This window comes from Mesorhizobium sp. M0701 (genome assembly GCF_040320365.1).
Classification (GTDB): domain Bacteria; phylum Pseudomonadota; class Alphaproteobacteria; order Rhizobiales; family Rhizobiaceae; genus Mesorhizobium.
Map to the genome: position 1 here is coordinate 1 of NZ_JAMYPO010000006.1, position 17,770 is coordinate 17,770.

The window sequence follows — 17,770 nt, forward strand, 5'->3', positions numbered from 1 at the left end:
ACTCCGGCGTCGTCGCGAAATTGATCTCACTGGTGTCCTGGATCGCCAGCACATGACGACCGGCGCTAGCCTCAGCCGTCGCAGCGCCCCAACCTTCAATCAGCCTGTCCGTCGTCACCCGAGCGTTCGCCAGGAACCGACAAAAGCCCACGATCCCGCTACGGGCTCCTCCAGCCAAGCGGCGCAGGCACACGCTCTCGCGCGACACCATCCGCTCCAGAAGCTGGACCCCCTTTTTTCGAGCCGTTCGTCACCGAACGACCCCAACAATCCCATAGATGACACCGCGACACCTCCCTCAGTACGTCGCCTACAGAATCACACACCAACCCGACGCCGCAACTCACAGATGAGTCATCGACGCAACGAAAAGATGTGTGCATCCCCTAGCCATTTTCGTGGGGCGAGGAACCCAAGCTGCAATGAAGGCGCGGCGCCGACATGAAGCGATTTTTCCTGATTATAGCAACTTTGTTCTTGCTTTGTGCCGGCAGCTATGCTACTAATTTGGGTATGGTGCTGATTGGCGCCGAGGACCCGCCGTCGAGGCGGGTTTTTTGTTTCACGGTTTGGCGTCACCTTTCGAGGACCCAGCGCTCACCTGATCCAGTTGCTCTTCCCCGAGCCCGGCAAATGCGCCAGAGTCGATTGTCGGCGGGGGTGCAATGGCTCGCCGCCGGGAGGGATCGTCCATGAACTTCGTGTTCTTCTCGCCGCATTTTCCAGCCAATGGCGCCGATTTCTGCGACCGGCTGAAGAAGGCCGGCGCCACCGTGCTCGGCATTGGCGACGCGCCGTTCGATGCGCTGGACGGCAAATTGAAGGCAGCCCTTTCGGAATATTACCGCATCGACGACATGGAGGAGTACGAGCCGGTGTTCCGGGCGATCGGCCATTTCATCCACAAATGGGGCCGCGTCGACCGGTTCGAATCGCTCAACGAGCATTGGCTGGAGCTGGAAGCCAATATCCGCACCGACTTCAACATCTTCGGCACCAAGCTCGACTTCGTCAAGAATTTGAAACGCAAGAGCCGCATGCGGGCGTTCTTCCGCAAGAGCGGCGTCGAAACCATCCCGCAGCGCAAGTGCTCCGACCGCGCCGGCGCCATGACCTTCATCCGACGTGTCGGCTATCCCGTGGTGGTGAAGCCGGATTCGGGCTCCGGCGCCTCGAACACTTTCAAAATCTCCAACACCGGCGAACTCGACAGCTTCTTCAGGGACAAGCCGGAAGGCGTCAGCTTCGTCATGGAGCAATTCATCGAAGGGCTGGTGGTGACCTATGACGGGCTGGTCAACCGCGACGGCGAGGTGGTGCTGGCCGCCAGCCACCGCTACGACCAGAGCGTCATGGAGGTGGTCAACCGCGACCGCCATATGAGCTATGTCTGTTTTCCCGAGATCAGCCGGGCGGTCGAGGAGGCCGGCAGGAAAATCCTCAAGGCGTTCGACGTGCGCGAGCGCTTCTTCCACATCGAGCTGTTCGAAACCAGGGACGACCGGGTCATCGCGCTGGAGGTCAACATGCGGCCGCCTGGCGCCTGGATGACCGATGCCATCAATTACACCTTCGATATCGATGTTTATGCCGCCTGGGCCGACATGGTGGTCAAGGACGCCGCCGGCGGCCCTTACAGGGGCAAGTATTTCACCGCCTATGCCAGCCGCAAGCGGCACCTCAACTATGTGCACAGCCATGCCGACGTGCTGGCCGCCCATGGCGACATGATCGTCCATCATCACGCCATCGAGGAGGTTTTCAGCCGCGCCATGGGAAACTACGCCTATCAGCTGCGCTCCACCGACCCGAAGGCGCTGCGCCGGGCGGTCGACTACATCCATGCGGAAAAGGCGTGAGGCGATGGACGTTTCCTACCACAAGGGTTTTGGCCGCAACCTCGGCCGCGACATGGAATACAAGCGCTACGGCCATGCCGGCCGACCCGTGGTTGTGTTCCCGACTTCGCAAGGGCGGTTCTACCAGTTCGAGGATTCCGGCGCGGTCTCGGCTCTCGCCGAGTTCGTCGACACCGGTCGCATCCAGTTGTTCACGCTGGACGGCATCGATGCGGAATCCTTCTTCGACCGCCATGCCGAGCCGGCCCATCGCATCGCCCGGCATGAAGCGTATTTCCGCTATGTGCGCGAAGAGGCGCTGCCGGAACTCCTGTCTGTCGCGGCCGAGTCCAATGGCGGGCGTACGCTGAAGCCGCTGTTTTGCGGCTGCTCGATGGGCGGCTACCATTCGTCGAATTTCGTCTTCCGCTTTCCGGAACTGGCCAGCGGCGTCATCGCGCTGTCGGGGGTTTACTCCACCCACGATTTCTTCGGCAGCGCGCTCGACGGACAGATTTTCTTCAACTCGCCGCTCGACTACCTGCCGGGTATCGTCGATCCGGGGCTGCTTGTCAGGCTGAAGGCGCTGCGGCTGATCTTCTGCTGCGGGCAGGGTGCCTGGGAGGAACGGATGCTTGCCGATACGCAGGCGCTGGAACAGATCCTGCGTGACAAGTCGATTCCGGCCTGGGTCGACTACTGGGGCGGCGATGCCGCCCATGACTGGCCGTGGTGGCACAAGCAACTGGTCTATTTCTTCGCTCGCTGGCTGGACGACGATCTGATGCACCGGCTGGATTAGGCCACCTGGAGGAAGGAAATGACCACGCCCGATGCCATCCGCCGCTTTGTCGAAGCCACCAACGCCGGCGACACCAAGGCTTTCCTCGAGACGTTCACGCCCGATGCCTTCCTGAGCGACTGGGGCCGGTCGTTCAAGGGCCGCGAGCAGATTGCGCGCTGGAACCAGTCGGACAATATCGGCGTGCAGTCCAAACTTAGCATCATTCGTATCGAACCGGCGGGCGAGACCTATCACGTCCGCATTGCCGTCACAGGCAACGGCTTCAACGGCGAGGGCGACATGGCATTCACCGTGGACGGCAACCGCATCTCCAGCCTGGTGATCAGCTGAAGGATATTTTGAGGGCCCTTTAGGCCACCTCGCCGCCACGGCCGCCGTTGCTCGCGCGGGACTCATTGGCTTGATGCCAAAAACATGACTATGTTTATCATCTTTTAGTGGAAACGCCAGGCCGGCTGTGGCATGCCGCAAAGGCGCCGACGTCCAGGGCGATCTCGAATTCAACGGCATCGAAAGGCTTAGCGATGGAGCAATTGAGTGCGCAAACCCGGATCAGCGGTGCCGCCATCCGGTCGGTGATGGACAGGCTGCGCGCCGAGCACGGCGAATCCGAGATCGATACCGGCCTTGCCGATCATTGGGAATTTCGCACGCACTACGGCTCGTTGAAAGCCGCGCTCGGTGACGACAACGTGCTGATCCGCGTCGCGGCCGAGGATGAAACCTGCCTGTCCTACATGAAGATGGCGGTCGCCGGCCATTTCTCGCAACATCTCGGCACGACCAGGGGCATCGCCTGGCAGGGCGACGGCAGCGATGCTGGCACGCCGGTGTTCTTCCGCGAGATCACGGTGCTGTCCTCGACGCGGATTTCTCCGCATATGCAGCGCGTCCGCTTCACCGGCAACGATCTCGGCCGCTTTGGCCGTGGCGGCCTGCATGTGCGGCTGCTGCTGCCGCCGCGCGGCAGGCTGCCGGTGTGGCCGTCGATGGGCGCCGACGGCCTGATGGTCTGGCCGTCGGGCGAGGACGCGCTCGTCGTGCGGGTCTACACGATCCGGGCACTGGACGCCGCAAGCGGCTGGCTGGATGTCGATTTCGTCCTCCACCCCGGTATGGATACGCCGGCGGCCGCTTTCGCCGAAAAGGCAGTTGCCGGCGAGATCATCGGCATGATCGGACCGGGCGGAGGCGGCGTGCCCGAGGCGCAAAACCTGCTGCTGCTCGGCGACGACACCGCGCTTCCGGCGATCGGCAGGATCCTGGAGCAGCTTTCGCCGTCAACCCGCGCCGAAGCGTTCATCGAGGTCGGTGGTCCCGACGATCGGATGCCGCTGGCCGCGGGCGAGACCGTTGCCGTCACCTGGCTCTATCGGCATGGGCGCGAGGCCGGCACGGCCAGCCTGTTATCGGCCGTGCTGCGACAGCGGAGCCGGACCGCGCTTGCCGACAATCTCTATGTCTGGGCCGGATGCGAGTTCGGCGATTTCCGCGAGATCCGCAGGATCGTCCGCAAGGAATGGGGTGTGCCGCGCGACCGGCACCTGGTCACCGCCTACTGGCGCCACGGGACGCAAGCGGCGGACGGCGGCGAAGAATAGCGCGCCGCCCCTCGGGGGCAGAGGATCGCATACGGATTCTTGCGAAGAAGACCCCCACCCCTAACCCCTCCCCACAAGGGGGAGGGGAACTTTTGCGGCAGAGCCACTCAGCGGCAAACTTCGACGATTCTAGCCGAAACAGCAGCGGCATCGTCCCCCTCCCCCTTGTGGGGAGGGGTTAGGGGTGGGGGTACGCGGCCTGGCAAATACCCCAAACTTCCATATGCGATTCCCCTGCTGCACAAGGGCGGGCGGGGTCAGTGGCGGTCGGATACGAAGGCGATCGCCGGGGCGGCCAGAAGCGCGACGAGGCCGGCGCCTGCGAAGAACGCGCCATAGCCGAAATACTGCGCGGCGTAGCCGGCCGCGATCCCGCCGGCCATGCTCATCAGTGCGTCCATGCACTGGAACAGCGTGAAGTCGACGCCCGCCTGTCTTGGATCTGACCAGCGCATGAACTGCGCGTAAAGCGCGACGAAACCGAGAGCCATGAAGCCGGACGAGCTGAGCACCGCGATGGCCATCAAAGCGGTGGTCGAGAAGCCGCCAAGAAAATCGAAGACCGAAAAGAAGAACAGCGATCCGGCCTGCAGGAAAAGCGCCAGGACGAGCACGTTGCGCGGGCCGAACCATTTAACGAGAGCGCCGCCGGCGAGTGCGGCAGCCAGGCCGACGAACATGCTGCCGACGCCGTTGACAAGTCCGACCATCGAGAGGTCGAGCCCGGCGTCGATCAGGAATGGTCCGAGCATGGCGAGTGCCGCCTTCTGGGCCAGGACATAGATGGCCGACGCTGCCAGGCCGCGCCGAATTTCGGGACGCTTCAACGCGTCGAGAAGGCTGGGAACATGCTCGCGCGTCTCCTCGCGCGCGCGGTTGGCCACGCCAAGCAGGAAGGGCAGACCGAGCGGCAGGAGCAGCAAGGCCATCGCCCAAACGGCGATGCGCCAGCCATAAGCGTCGACCAGAAGCAGAAACAGGCCGGCGCCGATGGCCGAGCCGAGATAGGCGCCGCCGACCTGCGCGGCATTGCCCCAGCCGTGGTTTTCCTTGGCCAGGCTCTGCACGGCGAAACCATCGCAGGCAATGTCGACGGTCGAGGCGGCGAAGGCGACGATGGTCAGGCAGGCCAGAACCGGCCAGGCCTCCGGGCCGAGCGCGCCGACGGCCCACAACCCGGCGATGGACACGAGCCCACCGGCGGCGACGATCGTGCCGGTGCGGTTCTTGCCGACCGGCGGCAGCCGATAGCGCTCGACGGCCGGCGCCCATAGAAACTTGAGCGCCCATGGCAGCGCGATCAGCGAGACCAGGCCGATCCGGTCGAGTGGCAGGCCCTGGTCGCGCATCACCGCCGGCAGGCCCGCCCAGGTGATGCCGCCGATTACGCTCTGCGCGACGTAGAGCCCGCCGATCGCCAGGACGATCGCGACAGGCGTCGATGCCCGGCTGGAAACGGCGATCGACATCAGAAGCGGTAGCGCAGGCTGGCGAACAGCGAGCGGCCCTCGTCGCGGTAGCAATAGCCGGCCGAGCAGATGGATTTTTGAGTGTCGAACAGGTTCTTGGCGTTGACCTGCAGCTTCACGCCCTCGAGTTTGGGATTGCGGTAGCCGAAATCGTAGGAGAGCGAGGCGTCGACGAAGGCGCGCGCGTCGTTCTTGAAGGTGTTGGTGTCATTGCCATAGCTCGAGCCGGCAACGCGAACGCCGCTGCCCAGCCCGACCCCCTGCAGCGTGCCGTCCTCGAACTGGTACTGCCCCCAGAGCGACAGGATGTGATTTGGCGTCGCCGACAGTTCCTTGCCTGCGGTTCCCGTGGCGCCGCGTTCGATTTTCACGCGCAGATAGGTGTAAGAGGCGAGTATGCTGAGGCCGTTGTCGAGCGAGGCGCTGGCTTCCAGTTCGACGCCGCGCGAGTTCAGGTCGAGCTGGCGCTGCTTGTTGATGCCGGTCGAGGCCTCGAAGACGACGCCATCCTTCTGGTCGATGTCGAACAGAGCGGCGCTGACGGCGGCGTTATAATCGGCAAATTCGTATTTGACGCCGATTTCCTTCTGCGTCGCAATGGTCGGACGGGCGACGCGACCGACAGGGCTGCTGACATCGTCATAGACGAAGCCGATATTGGGCGAGAACGACGTCGAATAGTTGACATAGGGCGTGATGCCCCATTCGGTCTGGTAGGACAGGCCGAGCCGGCCGGAAAGGGCACTGTCGTCCTGCTTGGACTTGGTGAAGTCGGCGGCGGTCGAGGTGGTGTCGGCCCAGTCGTAGCGACCGCTGGCGAACAGGGTGAAATCGTTCCACTCCATCTGGTCATGCAGGTAGGCGCCGAGCTGGTTCATCTCCTGCCCGCCAGAGTAAGGAACCGGAGCGGCCTTGATGTCGTCGACGGAAACGTAGGAAATACCGCTGCCGGCGTCATAATTAGACCAGGCGTAATCGATGCCGGCTACCGCCGTATGCCTGACCTGGCCGGTATCGAATTCGAACTGCGCCATGTTGTCGACGACGAAGTTCTTCATGATCTCGGTGTAGTGGCCCCAGTAGCGTTTCAGGTCCACGCCGTCCGGGTAATGACCGCTATATTCGATGTCGCTGTCGACGGCGCCGTAGCGAAGGTTCTGCCGGACCGTCAGCACGTCGTTGAAACGGTGCTCGAACTCGTAGCCGATGCGGCCCTGGGTCTGGTCGAAGTCGTTCCAGGCGGGATCGCCCTCATAAAGGTGCGTCAGAGCGCCGCCCGAATTGTAGAAGGCAGCGGTGCCGCCGGTGACGGATTTCGAATATTCGCCGAGGATGGTCAGCCTGGTGTCCTCATCCGGCTTGAAGGTGACTGCCGGCGCCAGATAGATCTTGTCGTCGGGATAACCGGGCAGGTCGGTGTCGCTGGTGTGGCCGAGGCTGGTGAAGCGATAGAGGATGCTGCCGTCTTCGTTCACCGGGCCGGAAGCATCGAGTGCGGCCTGGAAGCGATTGTGCGCGCCGAGCAGCATTTCGACCTCGCGGAACTGTTCTTCCTTGGGGCGCTTGGTGACGACATTGACGATGCCGCCCGGACCGCTGATGCCGTAAAGCGAGGAGGCCGGACCCTTCAGGATGGTGACGCCTTCGATGCCGTAGGGCTCGGTCTTGAACCAGGCGGAGGGGCCGTTGTACTGGCGCAGCCCGTCGCGGAACATGCCGTTGTAAAAGGCCTGGAAGCCGCGCAGGAAGAAGGCGTCGTAGCGGGTGTCGAAGCCGAAGCTGTTCGGATTGGCGCTTGCGACATAGCCGAGCGATTCGTTCAGCGTGCGTGGCTTCTGGTCCTCGATCTGCTTTTGCGTCACAACCGAAACGGCTTGCGGAATCCTAGAGATCGGCGTGTCGGTCTTGGTGCCGATGCGGTCCTTCTTGGCGACATAGCCGTCTTGCACGAGGATCTCGTCGCTCTCGGCATCGACCTCGATCTTGTTGAGAACGGTGACGCCGCCCTGGTCCTGGGCGTGAGCCGGCCCGGACAGGTCGAGCAGGGCCATGCTGCCCGGCAATGATAACCCCAGGAGCCATGTCATCGTCCGTTTCCGCATCAATTCGTCTCCACTCTTCCGTACATTGACGGAAGGGGCTCTCAAATCTGAGTATTTGAGTCAAGTTATTTTTTGAGCTCGTGCGGGTGCTGGCCCGATACGGTCGGCGGCAGCAAAGTGCGACCGGTTTCAGGAAAACCGGCTGCGAATCAGGCAGAGGCAAGCTGCTATCGTTTGAGGCTTCTCGCCACCAGCCGCGCCACGCTTGGGCCGACCAGAAGCACGATCAGGAAGCGTGCCGATTGCAGCGCCATGACGAAGGAGATGTCGACATGCTGCGCGGCGGCGGCGATGATGGCGACGCTGTCCATGCCGCCGGGGCTGGTTGCCAGATAGGCGGTCAGCGGATCGATGCCGAGCAGGCGGCTGATCAGGAAGGCGAGGCCGCCGCAAAAGACGATCAGGGCAATGATCGAGCCGACGATCTGCGGCAGCGCGCGGGCCGCGTGGCGCAAAATGGCCCTGGTGAAATTCAGGCCGATGCTCGGCCGATCATCGTATAGCTCAAGGCAAGCAGCCAGGGTGGCAACTGCATGGTCACGCCGAGCCCGAGATGGATCACGGTGCCGAAAATGAAGGTGCCGAGGAAAAACGGCGACGGCAGCCGGAAAAGCTTTCCGGCGAGGCCGCCGACCAGCGCCACGCCGAATGTTGCGGCCAAGCCTTGCGGGTCGACCGGCGGGAACCAGACGATGGCCGGCACCTCGATGCCTGAGGTGTCGACCCAAAGCTTGGCCACCAGGGCTGCCGTCATCGAGACGCAGATGACGCGCAGATAAAGCATGAAGGCGACGAGGCGCTGGTCGGCGCCGAAGGCACCGGCCATCAGCACCATGGCGGTAGCGGCGCCCGGCGACGAGCCCCAGACCGCGGTGGTGCCGGGCAGGATGCGCCAGCGGCTGATCAGCCAGCCGAGCAGGCTGGATGCCGCGACCGTCGCCATCACGACGCCAAGGAACAGCGGCCATTCCTTGTAGAAGACGGGAAAGATATCGGCCGAGATGGAACTGGCGACGAGGCAGCCGACGACCGCCTGGGCTGAGCCGAACAGAACCCGCGGCACGCGCACCGTGGCGCCGTTGGTGCCGGCAGCGATGGCCGCCAGCATCGGTCCGATCAAGAGCGCGGCGGGCAGGGCGGCGAGTTCCAGCGCGCCGGCAAACAGCACCGAGACCACCACCAGGACCGGCCACTGCCAGGCCCTGTGGATCCGCGCCAGATGCTCGATGGCCGGCGGGTTCGGGGAAGAATCCATAGATGGGCTCTTAGACCGGTGGCGAAAAAATGCGAACCCTTTTTGCGCGGAAAAGGGCTTGGGTGGTAATGGCACCAACCATCCGCAGCGATCCTTCGCGCCCCCCTCTGTCCTGCCGGACATCTCCCCCTCTAGTGGGGGAGATTGGATGTCACGTCGGCCTTCGCCAATCTCCAAAAAAGAGCGCTGTCGGCGAAGCTGCCAATCTCCCCACTTGAGGGGGAGATGGCCGGCAGGCCAGAGGGGGGCGCTGTCCCATAGGCCTCTCCCTCTATCCCGCCTTCACCGCCGGCAACCCGAACCCGCCAACAGGATGCGTCTCCACCTGGAACTCGAAGCCGGCGATGATCGGCCGTGCCTTGGCGATTGCCGCCTGGACTTCGGGCAGCTGCAGCGAAGCCTTGTGGCTTTCGGCGTCGGTCCACACTTCGGTCACCCAGATCGCGTCGGCATCGGCCGGGTCGGTGGCGATGATGTAGTTCAGGCAGCCGGGCATGGCGCCGGTGCTGGCGAGCAGGATATCCATCATTGCGTCACGCTGGCCGCGCATCGCCCGCATCTTGCCGATCAGTCCGTACATTCGCTTTGCTCCGTTGAGATGACGCAACCAGGAGTATGCAGTTCGCCGTCTACGGCATCAACTGCCCGCCATTCACCTCGATCACCTGGCCGGTGATGTAGCCGCTCAACAGATCGGAGGAGAGGAACAGATAGGCGCCAACGCAGTCCTCGGCGGTGCCGGCGCGGCCCTGCGGGATGGTGGCGATCATGCCCTTCATCTGGTCGTCGGTCGAGTAGCGCTCGTGGAAAGGTGTCGCGATCGTGCCGGGCGCCACCGCGTTGACGCGGATGTTGAAACCGATCAGCTCCTTGGCCATGCCGCGCGTGACGTTGGAGACGAAGGCCTTGGCCGAGCCGTACAGGCCGGCGCCGCCGCCGGCGCCGTTGCGCGCGGCGATCGAGGAGGTGTTGACGATGAAGCCACCCTGCCGCTTCAGCCATGGGATTGCCTTGCGCGAAGCTGTCAGCACGGAACGCGCGTTGAGGTCCATCACCGCGTCGTAATGCGCCTCGGTCTGCTCGGCATAGGCCACGCGGCCGAGCATGCCGCCGGCATTGTTGACGAGGCCGTCGAGCCGGCCGAAATGTTGCGCACTGTCCTCGACGACGCGCTCGACATCGGCGGGAATCGAGAAATCGCCCTGGGCGAGGAACACGTCGCCGCCGCCGTTGCGAATGGTCGCGGCCAGGTTTTCGGCAGCCGCGCGGCTCGAATTGTAATGCAGTGCGACGCGGCATTTCTGCGCGGCGTAGGCGAGTGCGAGCGCCGCGCCGATGCCGGTCGAGGCGCCGGTGACCAGGACCGCCTTTCCGGCAAGGTCGGGGATGACGAGAGAGGGGCTGACAAGGGTGGTGGTGGCTGGCACGTCTATTCCTCCGGGGACTCTGCCTGCTCTTCGTAGGCCCTCGCAGTCCTCGCGTTCAAGTCCGTAAAAGTTTAGGGCGGTTCACCGTTTCACGGAAACGGCGAACCGCTCCCTCTTTGTCTTGACGCAATTCCGGACGGCAAACCGTTTCACACTTTTCCTGGAATTGCCCTATGGCCTGAGATAGGCGTAGCCCTGGCGTTGCAATTCGGCGAGCTTGACGACGCCGCCCCTGTCGGCTGCATGGAAGCCGTCGAGCAGGTCGGCCAGGCCGATATCCATGCCGTGCATGGTGTTGGCGCAAGCGTGCGGGCTGAGCCCATCCTGGACAAGGCCGGCGAACCGCCCGGAAATGGCGGCCGATATACCCTTCGACTTGAAGGCGGCAAGTGCCGGGCCGTGCACGACAAGCGCGATGTCGACTTTGCCGTCGGTGCCTTCGAAGTGGTTCTTGATGTTGCCGAGCACGAAATTGACCTTGTCGAGATCGCTGAGGTGATAGGCGACCTTTTGCCTTTCCTCTTCGACGGCCTTGACTTCAATGGCTGCCGCCTTGGTGGGGCGCAGCCCGAAAAGCCCGGCGGCTCCGGCAAGACCGACGCGGAAAATATCGCGGCGTCGCATGGCTTCATCTCCCATTTGGCCGGCGCGCGCAATTTGCGTGGCCTCGGCCTCGATCCTAACATAAATTGAAGCCACGTCTTGTCGGGGCAGGGGGAGCCAGCATGATATCAAGGACCGTGATGGGCGCCGGAGTTGGGGTTGCCTTGCTCGCCGCCGTCGCCGGCTCTGCTTTCGCCGACGACACGCTCAAACTCACCGAGCTCAGCCCCGACGGCAAGGACGCCTGCTTCGGCCGCGTCTATGACGCCGCGCATCTCAAGTCGCATCCGCAGCAGAAGGTGACGCGCATCTTCTTCTATTACGGCCGCGATCCGGTCAGCCGGCCAAACGAGGAGCCAAGCGCCGGCATCGATTCCTCCTACAATGGCTTCATGGCGACGACGGTGCGCGGCGCCGAGGCGCCTGAATGGCTTGGCGGCTGGTGCAGTCATGAGTCGGAGGACGGCAAGACCGGCCCGATCCGGTGCGGTATGGACTGCGACCGCACCATGGCTTCGCTGAAGGTCGACGACAAAGGCCGGCTGATCGTCTCGGACGTGCAGCCCGACCTCTATCTCGACGCCGGATCGGAAGACGAGCTCGGCAAGGCGGAGTACGAAAGGCAGGCGCTGGGCAAGGACGACAACGGCTTCAGGCTCGATCCGATGCCGGCCGCCACCTGCAAGGCGGAGTTCGCGCGCATCGACCCGATCGATCCGGCACTTGGCCCGCCATTGCGCGAGCGGCTGAAGCCGGACCAGGCCTTCTGCTACGGACGCGACTACGACGCCGAGCATCTCGGCTCGCATCCCGACCAACTGACCCAGTCGATCAGGGTGTTCCGCGGACCGGTCGAGCTGGCGTCTTTCGCCAAGGAGGGCGATCCGGCCAATTGGCCAAGCGGCGCTATCGCCGTTTCGGTTACCACGCGGCAGAAATCGGCCAAGGTCACGCAGGTCTATAATTGTCAGGGCGAGGGCGACCAGTGGCGCTGCGCGGCGAGCGCGAAGACGGGTGCTGCGTCCTGTGACATCGCGCAAAGGGAGGTCTTCCTTCGCCGCGGCGCCAACGGCACGATGATGCTGGCCAACCCGAACAGCGGCCTGCCGATCATCGATCTGTGCTCGAAAGCGGCGGAAGGTGACACCAGCTCCGACGACAAGGTCTACCGGCTGGAGCCGATGCCGCAGGCTGCCTGCGGGCTGTAGCAGTTCAGAGACGCGATGCCGGCGGGACAGAGGGGGGTGCTGTCCCGCCGACCTCAAGGTTTTTGGATGGCGGCGTCCCGCTATCGCTTCACGCGAACGGCACGGCCGTCGTGCCCTTGGGCAGTTTCGCCTCGTCGTCGGGCTCGACATGGATGATGACCCGCACGGAAGGGATTTCGGCCTGCAGCGCGTCTTCGATGCGGTCGCAGATGACGTGGCTGGCGCCGACAGACATGTCGGCGTCGACGACCAGGTGGAACTCGATGAAGGTGGCGCGGCCGGCGATGCGCGTCTTCAGGTCGTGGACCTCGAGCGCGCCCTTGCAATTGGCCGAGATGATGTCGCGTATGCGGATATGTTCCTGGGTGTCGACGGCGCGGTCCATCAGCCCGTTCATCGACGAGCCGATGACGTGCCAGCCCTGCCACAGGATGTTCAGCGCCACGATCACGGCAAGAGCCGGATCGAGAACCTGCCAGCCGGTCAGCACGGCGCCGACCAGGCCGATGAACACACCGACCGAGGTCGCCACGTCGGTCATGATGTGCCTGCCGTCGGCAACGAGAGCCGGCGATTTTTCGCTTCGGCCGGTGCGGATCAGCGTCAAGGCCCAGACAGCGTTGATGACCGTTGCGACGCCATTGACGGCAAGGCCGGTCCATGGCTGTTCCAGCAGGGCGGGATGCTGCCAGGACCACCAGACCTCATTGAGGATCAGCAAGGCGGCAAGCACGATCAGCACGCCTTCGAGGACGGCCGAGAAATACTCGGCCTTGTGGTGGCCGAACGGATGGTCCTGGTCGGCTGGCTTGTAGCTGACCTGGATCGCCCAATAGGCGGCGGCAGAGGCAATGACATTGACGATCGATTCCAGCGCGTCCGAATAAAGCGCGACCGAACCGGTGACGTACCAGGCCACCAGCTTCAGGCCGAGCACGACGCAGGCGACGACGATCGACCAGAAGGCGAGGCTGGCGACCTTCTGCCTGGCGGCGGCTTTGATTTCCGCCGCGGTCACTGGGGAAAAGATCCCAACACTGAGCCCTCGAATTAAGCGGCCTTTTCCTTGGCCTTGCGCGGCAGGTGCGCGACGATGTTCTCGATGATGCGCATGCCGGCATTGTGGCCGAGCGTCATGATCGACTCCGGGTGGAACTGCACTGCGGCGATCGGCTCCTTGCGGTGCTCGAAGGCCATGATGATGCCGTCCTCGGTCTCGGCGGTGACGACAAAACCATCGGGCAGCCGCACCGGATCTGCAAAGATCGAATGATAGCGGCCGACCGTCACCTCCTTGGGCAGGCCGGAGAAGATGATGCCCGGCTTCGACACGCGGATGCGCGACGGCTTGCCATGCATCGGGATGTGCAGTTGGCGCAGCTCGCCGCCATAGGCCTCGGCCAGCGCCTGCAGCCCGAGGCAGACGCCGAAGATCGGCAGGTCGCGCGCACGGGCCCGCTTGATGGTGGCGGCGCAGTCGAAGTCCTTCGGCGTGCCGGGGCCGGGCGAGAGCACGACCAGGTTTGGCTTCAGCCGGTCGAAGATCTCATCCGGCACTGGTGTGCGCACCGTCGAGACATTGGCGCCGGTCTGGCGGAAATAGTTGGCGAGCGTATGAACGAAACTGTCCTCGTGGTCGACCAGCAGGATGTTGACGCCGTCGCCGACACGCGCGGTGCTGCGTTCGGTGCTGGCGGCATTGCCTGATTTGGCGTCGCGGATGGCGGAGAGCATGGCGGATGCCTTCAGTTCGGTTTCGGCTTCTTCTTCCTCGGGAATGCTGTCGAAGAGCAGCGTGGCGCCGGCGCGCACCTCGGCGATGCCGTCCTTGATGCGAATGGTGCGAAGCGTCAGGCCGGTGTTCATGTCACCGTTGAAATTGACCATGCCGATCGCCCCGCCATACCAGGCGCGCGGGCTCTTCTCGTTCTGCTCGATGAAGCGCATGGCCCATAATTTCGGCGCGCCGGTGACGGTGACCGCCCAGGCATGCGACAGAAAGGCGTCGAAGGCGTCCATGCCTTCGCGCAGCCGCCCCTCGATGTGGTCGACGGTGTGGATCAGGCGGGAGTACATTTCGATCTGGCGGCGGCCGATGACGCGCACCGAGCCCGGCTCACAGACCCTCGACTTGTCGTTGCGGTCGACGTCCGAGCACATGGTGAGTTCGGATTCGTCCTTCTTCGAATTGAGCAGCTTCAGGATCTGCTCGCTGTCGGAGATGGCGTCGTCGCCGCGCTTGATGGTACCGGAGATCGGGCAGGTCTCGACGCGGCGGCCGTTGACGCGCACGAACATTTCCGGCGAGGCGCCGATCAGATATTCGCCCTCGCCGAGATTGATGAAGAAGGAATAGGGCGAAGGGTTGATGCTCTTCAGCTTGCGGGAAATCTCGGAGGGCTGGGTTTCGCAGCGTTCGTAGAACATCTGCCCCGGCACCACTTCGAACAGGTCGCCGCGCTCGAAGCTCTTCATCGCCTTGCGCACCAGCTTGGCATATTCGCCGGGCTCGTGGTCGCCGCGCGGCGGGATGCGGTCGGCGGTCCTGAACGGCTCGACGATTTCGTCGCGCGGCAGGCCTTCGGTCGAGAAGCCATCGCCGGAATAGTCGTAGCGATCGGTCCAGGCCTTGGTCGAATAGTGGTCGACGACGAGGATCTCGTCGGGCAGGAACAGCACGAGATCGCGCTGGCTTGGCTTGCGCTCGAGCTTGTAGTCGACCGGATCGAACTGGAAGGCGAGGTCGTAGCCGAAGGCGCCATAGAGGCCGAGATTGGCGTCTTCCTCGGTCTTGAACAAAGCGGTGATGGCGCGCAGCACGGTGAAGACGGAGGGGACGCGGCTGCGTTCCTCCTCGGTGAAGACACGGCCGGGCCTGGCGACCTCGAGGCGGATGAGTCTGTTGGACGTCTCGGCGATCGTTACGTCGTCAAGGCCGGCAAGCACTCTGCCAATCACCGGCAAAAGCACCTCGCCGCGGCGGTTCAGCGCCTCGATGCGCATGGCGCGGCCGTGTGCCGAGATCACCACCGGCGGATCGATGATGGCGGTGTCCCAGCGCGTATAGCGGCCGGGATATTCGTAATTCGAGGAAAACACGGCGCCGCGGCGCGAATTCAGGCCATCGACATAGCCGTCGATCGCCCCCTCGTAAGGCCGGTCATGGCGCTGGCGGGTAATCGCCACGCCACCCGCCGTGACAAAGCGCTCGGCGCCATTCTCCAGAATTTTCGTCGTCATTGCCGTCTCCATCAGCGTCTTTGGGGCAACGGACCCGGGAATGGCTTGAAAAAACAAATGGCCGCCCGGACATTCCGCTGCGGCCACCCTCTATTGTCACGCGAACGCGTTCGAACAGGCCGCTGTCAGCGAGCCCACCACCAAATGGTCTTGATCGAACGCATATTCATGGCGAAATCCATAGCCGCGAAAAGCGGTATGCGCAACAGGTTTGAAAGTCTGTGGGGTGGCTGCCGCTTTCGCAACCCATGGCACATGGCCAAGACCGGCCGTCCTGCCTAGACTCTGCATCAAACAGCAGGAAGACGGGAAAACATCAAATGACCCAGCAGTTCGACCGCGCACGGACGTTCCATTCTCTCCATGTCAAGGGAAACCCGATTGTCCTCTACAATGCCTGGGACCCAGGCTCCGCCAAGATCATCGAGAAAGCAGGGGCCAAGGCCATCGCCACCGGAAGCTGGCCGGTCGCGGCCGCTTTCGGATTCGCCGATGGCGAGAAAATCCCGTTGGAACTGGCGCTCGAAAACATCAAACGCATCGTTGCGGCGGTGGATGTGCCGGTAACCATGGACCTCGAGGGGGGTTACGGGGTCGCTCCGGAGGTTGTCGCCCGCAGCGTGACGCTCGCCGTGCAGGCTGGAGCCGTCGGCTTTAATTTCGAGGATCAGATCGTCGGCGGCAGTGGGCTGCACGACATCGCCATACAGGTGAGGCGGATCGAAGCGGCTGCAGCGGCGGTGAAGACGTCGGGTATTCCGGCCTTCATTAACACCCGAACCGACATTTTCCTGAAGACTAAACCGAATGCGCACGACAAGGCTCTTCTCGATCAGGCGATCGAGCGGGCGCACGCCTACGAAAGGGCCGGAGCGCATGGCTTCTTTGCGCCGGGGCTTGCCGATGAAGGCCTGATCGAGGCGCTCTGCGAGGCAACGGCATTGCCGGTCAACATCATTGCCCTGGCGCATGTGCCGCCGCGCCAGAGGCTTGCCGAACTCGGCGTCGCCCGCGTGAGCCATGGTCCGGTGCCGTACCGGCAGATGGCCGAATGGCTGGAGGCCAAGGCGCGACAGGCGATTTCGGGGTAGCCTGGCGGGGTGCGTCAGTCCTCCAGCGTTCCCGACCTTGCATCGGCGCTCGTCCCGTCGCCGACCAGCTTCAAGAGGTCTTCGCCGGCGCGGATGATGCGGCGGGAACGCCGCGTCAGGATGAGGCCCGCCTGCGGCGCCAACACTTCCGTGCGGCCGTCGGGCTCGCCGGGCGCGTGGACGATGGTGGCAAGGCGCGCACCCTTGGTGACGCGGTCGCCCGGCTTCACGTCGTAAAGGATCGCGCCCGAGCGGGGCGCCGGCATCATCTCGATGTTTTCGAGCGGCGCGACGAGCCCAACGAAGCTGCCAGGCGCGGGCAGCGCCTGATCCTGGATGACGTCGCGCGCCACCAGCAGCCGGTAGAGCCCTTCGGCATCGGCGCCGGCGAGGGCGCCGTCGACATCGAGTATGCCGCGATATTCGACCGTGGTGGCGACGCGCCGGTCGAGGCACGCGACGTCGGCGGGAACGTTCTGATACGGCATGATCGAGGCGCCTTCGAAGGTGCCGTCGGGGTCTTCGTCCCACAGCATCACCGCGTCGACGCCCATGGCCGCTGCACAATCCGCCATGGCCGGCCACAGGCTGGTGTGGACGTAAAGATAGGCGAGGCCCTCATCGTCGCAATGCAGGTCGAGCACGATGTCGTGGCCAATGGAGAGCTGCAGCAGCCGCGTTTTCAGCCGCTGGTCGACCGTGCCGTGCGCCGGCAGCAGCGTGAGGTCGGGCGCGGCGAGCCGCGGAAAGCCGCGATTGAAATTGGTGCGCGTGCCCAGATGAAAGCGGCCCTGATGGTCGCCGTAAAGATATTGCGCGCGGCCGATCGGATTAGCCCAGGGCACGATGGTCATATTGCCGGTGATGCGGCCTTCGGCTTCCGCCTTGCTGAGCATCGGCATCAGCGTGTCGATGGCGACGACGCCCGGCAATTCGCCGGCATGAAGTGCCGCCTGCAGATAGGCGGAAGGCGCCGTCTTGTCCGTTCCGGCGAAGCGGAAGACGGGGAATTCGTAGGAAACGCCTTCGCTGTCGCCGGCGACGCGTTCGATGGACTTCTGCATGGGATGGCTCCGGGAGAAGAGGCGGAACACATGCCCTTTTGCCGCTGGGCTGTCGATTGGTCCAGTC

Annotated in this window: 14 protein-coding genes and 1 pseudogene; 6 read left to right on the top strand and 9 right to left on the bottom strand. The window is 63.9% G+C overall.

The window, feature by feature from the left end; all coding sequences use genetic code 11:
* Positions 1-692: 692 nt before the first annotated feature.
* The 4 genes from NKI24_RS07775 to NKI24_RS07790 all read left to right on the top strand — a co-directional run bounded on the left by NKI24_RS07775 (position 693) and on the right by NKI24_RS07790 (position 4,244).
* The gene (locus NKI24_RS07775; RefSeq protein ID WP_352744270.1) at positions 693-1,859 is read left to right on the top strand and encodes an ATP-grasp domain-containing protein; all 1,167 of its coding nucleotides are present in this window, start codon (positions 693-695) and stop codon (positions 1,857-1,859) included.
* Positions 1,860-1,863: 4 nt separating this feature from the next.
* The gene (locus NKI24_RS07780) at positions 1,864-2,640 is read left to right on the top strand and encodes an esterase family protein (RefSeq protein WP_352744273.1); all 777 of its coding nucleotides are present in this window, start codon (positions 1,864-1,866) and stop codon (positions 2,638-2,640) included.
* An 18-nt stretch (positions 2,641-2,658) separates the two neighbouring features.
* Positions 2,659-2,973 (top strand): nuclear transport factor 2 family protein, encoded by a 315-nt coding sequence (locus NKI24_RS07785; protein WP_352469698.1) that lies wholly within the window; start codon positions 2,659-2,661, stop codon positions 2,971-2,973.
* A 194-nt stretch (positions 2,974-3,167) separates the two neighbouring features.
* Positions 3,168-4,244, top strand: a complete 1,077-nt coding sequence (locus NKI24_RS07790; protein WP_352744277.1) for a siderophore-interacting protein — start codon at positions 3,168-3,170, stop codon at positions 4,242-4,244.
* Between the two features lie 257 nt (positions 4,245-4,501).
* Here NKI24_RS07790 and NKI24_RS07795 read toward each other — a convergent pair whose 3' ends face one another.
* The 6 genes and pseudogenes from NKI24_RS07795 to NKI24_RS07820 all read right to left on the bottom strand — a co-directional run bounded on the left by NKI24_RS07795 (position 4,502) and on the right by NKI24_RS07820 (position 11,121).
* Entirely contained in the window at positions 4,502-5,713 is a 1,212-nt protein-coding gene (locus tag NKI24_RS07795) for an MFS transporter (protein ID WP_352744279.1), read from the bottom strand.
* Entirely contained in the window at positions 5,713-7,800 is a 2,088-nt protein-coding gene (locus NKI24_RS07800; RefSeq protein ID WP_352744282.1) for a TonB-dependent siderophore receptor, read from the bottom strand. Before NKI24_RS07800 ends, NKI24_RS07795 begins: the two co-directional genes overlap by 1 nt.
* 182 nt (positions 7,801-7,982) lie before the next feature.
* Positions 7,983-9,070 (bottom strand): annotated as a pseudogene (locus tag NKI24_RS07805) (AbrB family transcriptional regulator).
* Positions 9,071-9,341: 271 nt separating this feature from the next.
* On the bottom strand, positions 9,342-9,650 hold the full coding sequence (locus tag NKI24_RS07810) for a putative quinol monooxygenase (RefSeq protein ID WP_352450553.1): 309 nt from the start codon (positions 9,648-9,650) through the stop codon (positions 9,342-9,344).
* Between the two features lie 49 nt (positions 9,651-9,699).
* Positions 9,700-10,497 carry an SDR family NAD(P)-dependent oxidoreductase gene (locus tag NKI24_RS07815; protein ID WP_352450552.1) on the bottom strand — a complete coding sequence of 266 codons (798 nt, stop codon included), beginning with the start codon at positions 10,495-10,497 and terminating at the stop codon, positions 9,700-9,702.
* Between the two features lie 171 nt (positions 10,498-10,668).
* On the bottom strand, positions 10,669-11,121 hold the full coding sequence (locus NKI24_RS07820) for a DsrE family protein (protein ID WP_352450551.1): 453 nt from the start codon (positions 11,119-11,121) through the stop codon (positions 10,669-10,671).
* A 101-nt stretch (positions 11,122-11,222) separates the two neighbouring features.
* On the opposite strand from NKI24_RS07820, the gene NKI24_RS07825 reads away from it, so the two are divergent.
* On the top strand, positions 11,223-12,308 hold the full coding sequence (locus NKI24_RS07825) for a hypothetical protein (protein ID WP_352744286.1): 1,086 nt from the start codon (positions 11,223-11,225) through the stop codon (positions 12,306-12,308).
* A gap of 88 nt (positions 12,309-12,396) precedes the next feature.
* Here NKI24_RS07825 and NKI24_RS07830 read toward each other — a convergent pair whose 3' ends face one another.
* Complete coding sequence (locus NKI24_RS07830; protein WP_502895031.1) at positions 12,397-13,326, bottom strand: cation diffusion facilitator family transporter; 930 nt, start codon at positions 13,324-13,326, stop codon at positions 12,397-12,399.
* Positions 13,327-13,358: 32 nt separating this feature from the next.
* A complete protein-coding gene (locus tag NKI24_RS07835; RefSeq protein ID WP_352744288.1) occupies positions 13,359-15,548 on the bottom strand; it encodes an anthranilate synthase in 2,190 nt (729 codons plus the stop codon).
* A 320-nt stretch (positions 15,549-15,868) separates the two neighbouring features.
* On the opposite strand from NKI24_RS07835, the gene NKI24_RS07840 reads away from it, so the two are divergent.
* Entirely contained in the window at positions 15,869-16,639 is a 771-nt protein-coding gene (locus NKI24_RS07840; RefSeq protein WP_352456438.1) for an isocitrate lyase/PEP mutase family protein, read from the top strand.
* Positions 16,640-16,653: 14 nt separating this feature from the next.
* Here NKI24_RS07840 and NKI24_RS07845 read toward each other — a convergent pair whose 3' ends face one another.
* On the bottom strand, positions 16,654-17,703 hold the full coding sequence (locus tag NKI24_RS07845) for a M14 family metallopeptidase (protein WP_352744290.1): 1,050 nt from the start codon (positions 17,701-17,703) through the stop codon (positions 16,654-16,656).
* Positions 17,704-17,770: the final 67 nt, after the last annotated feature.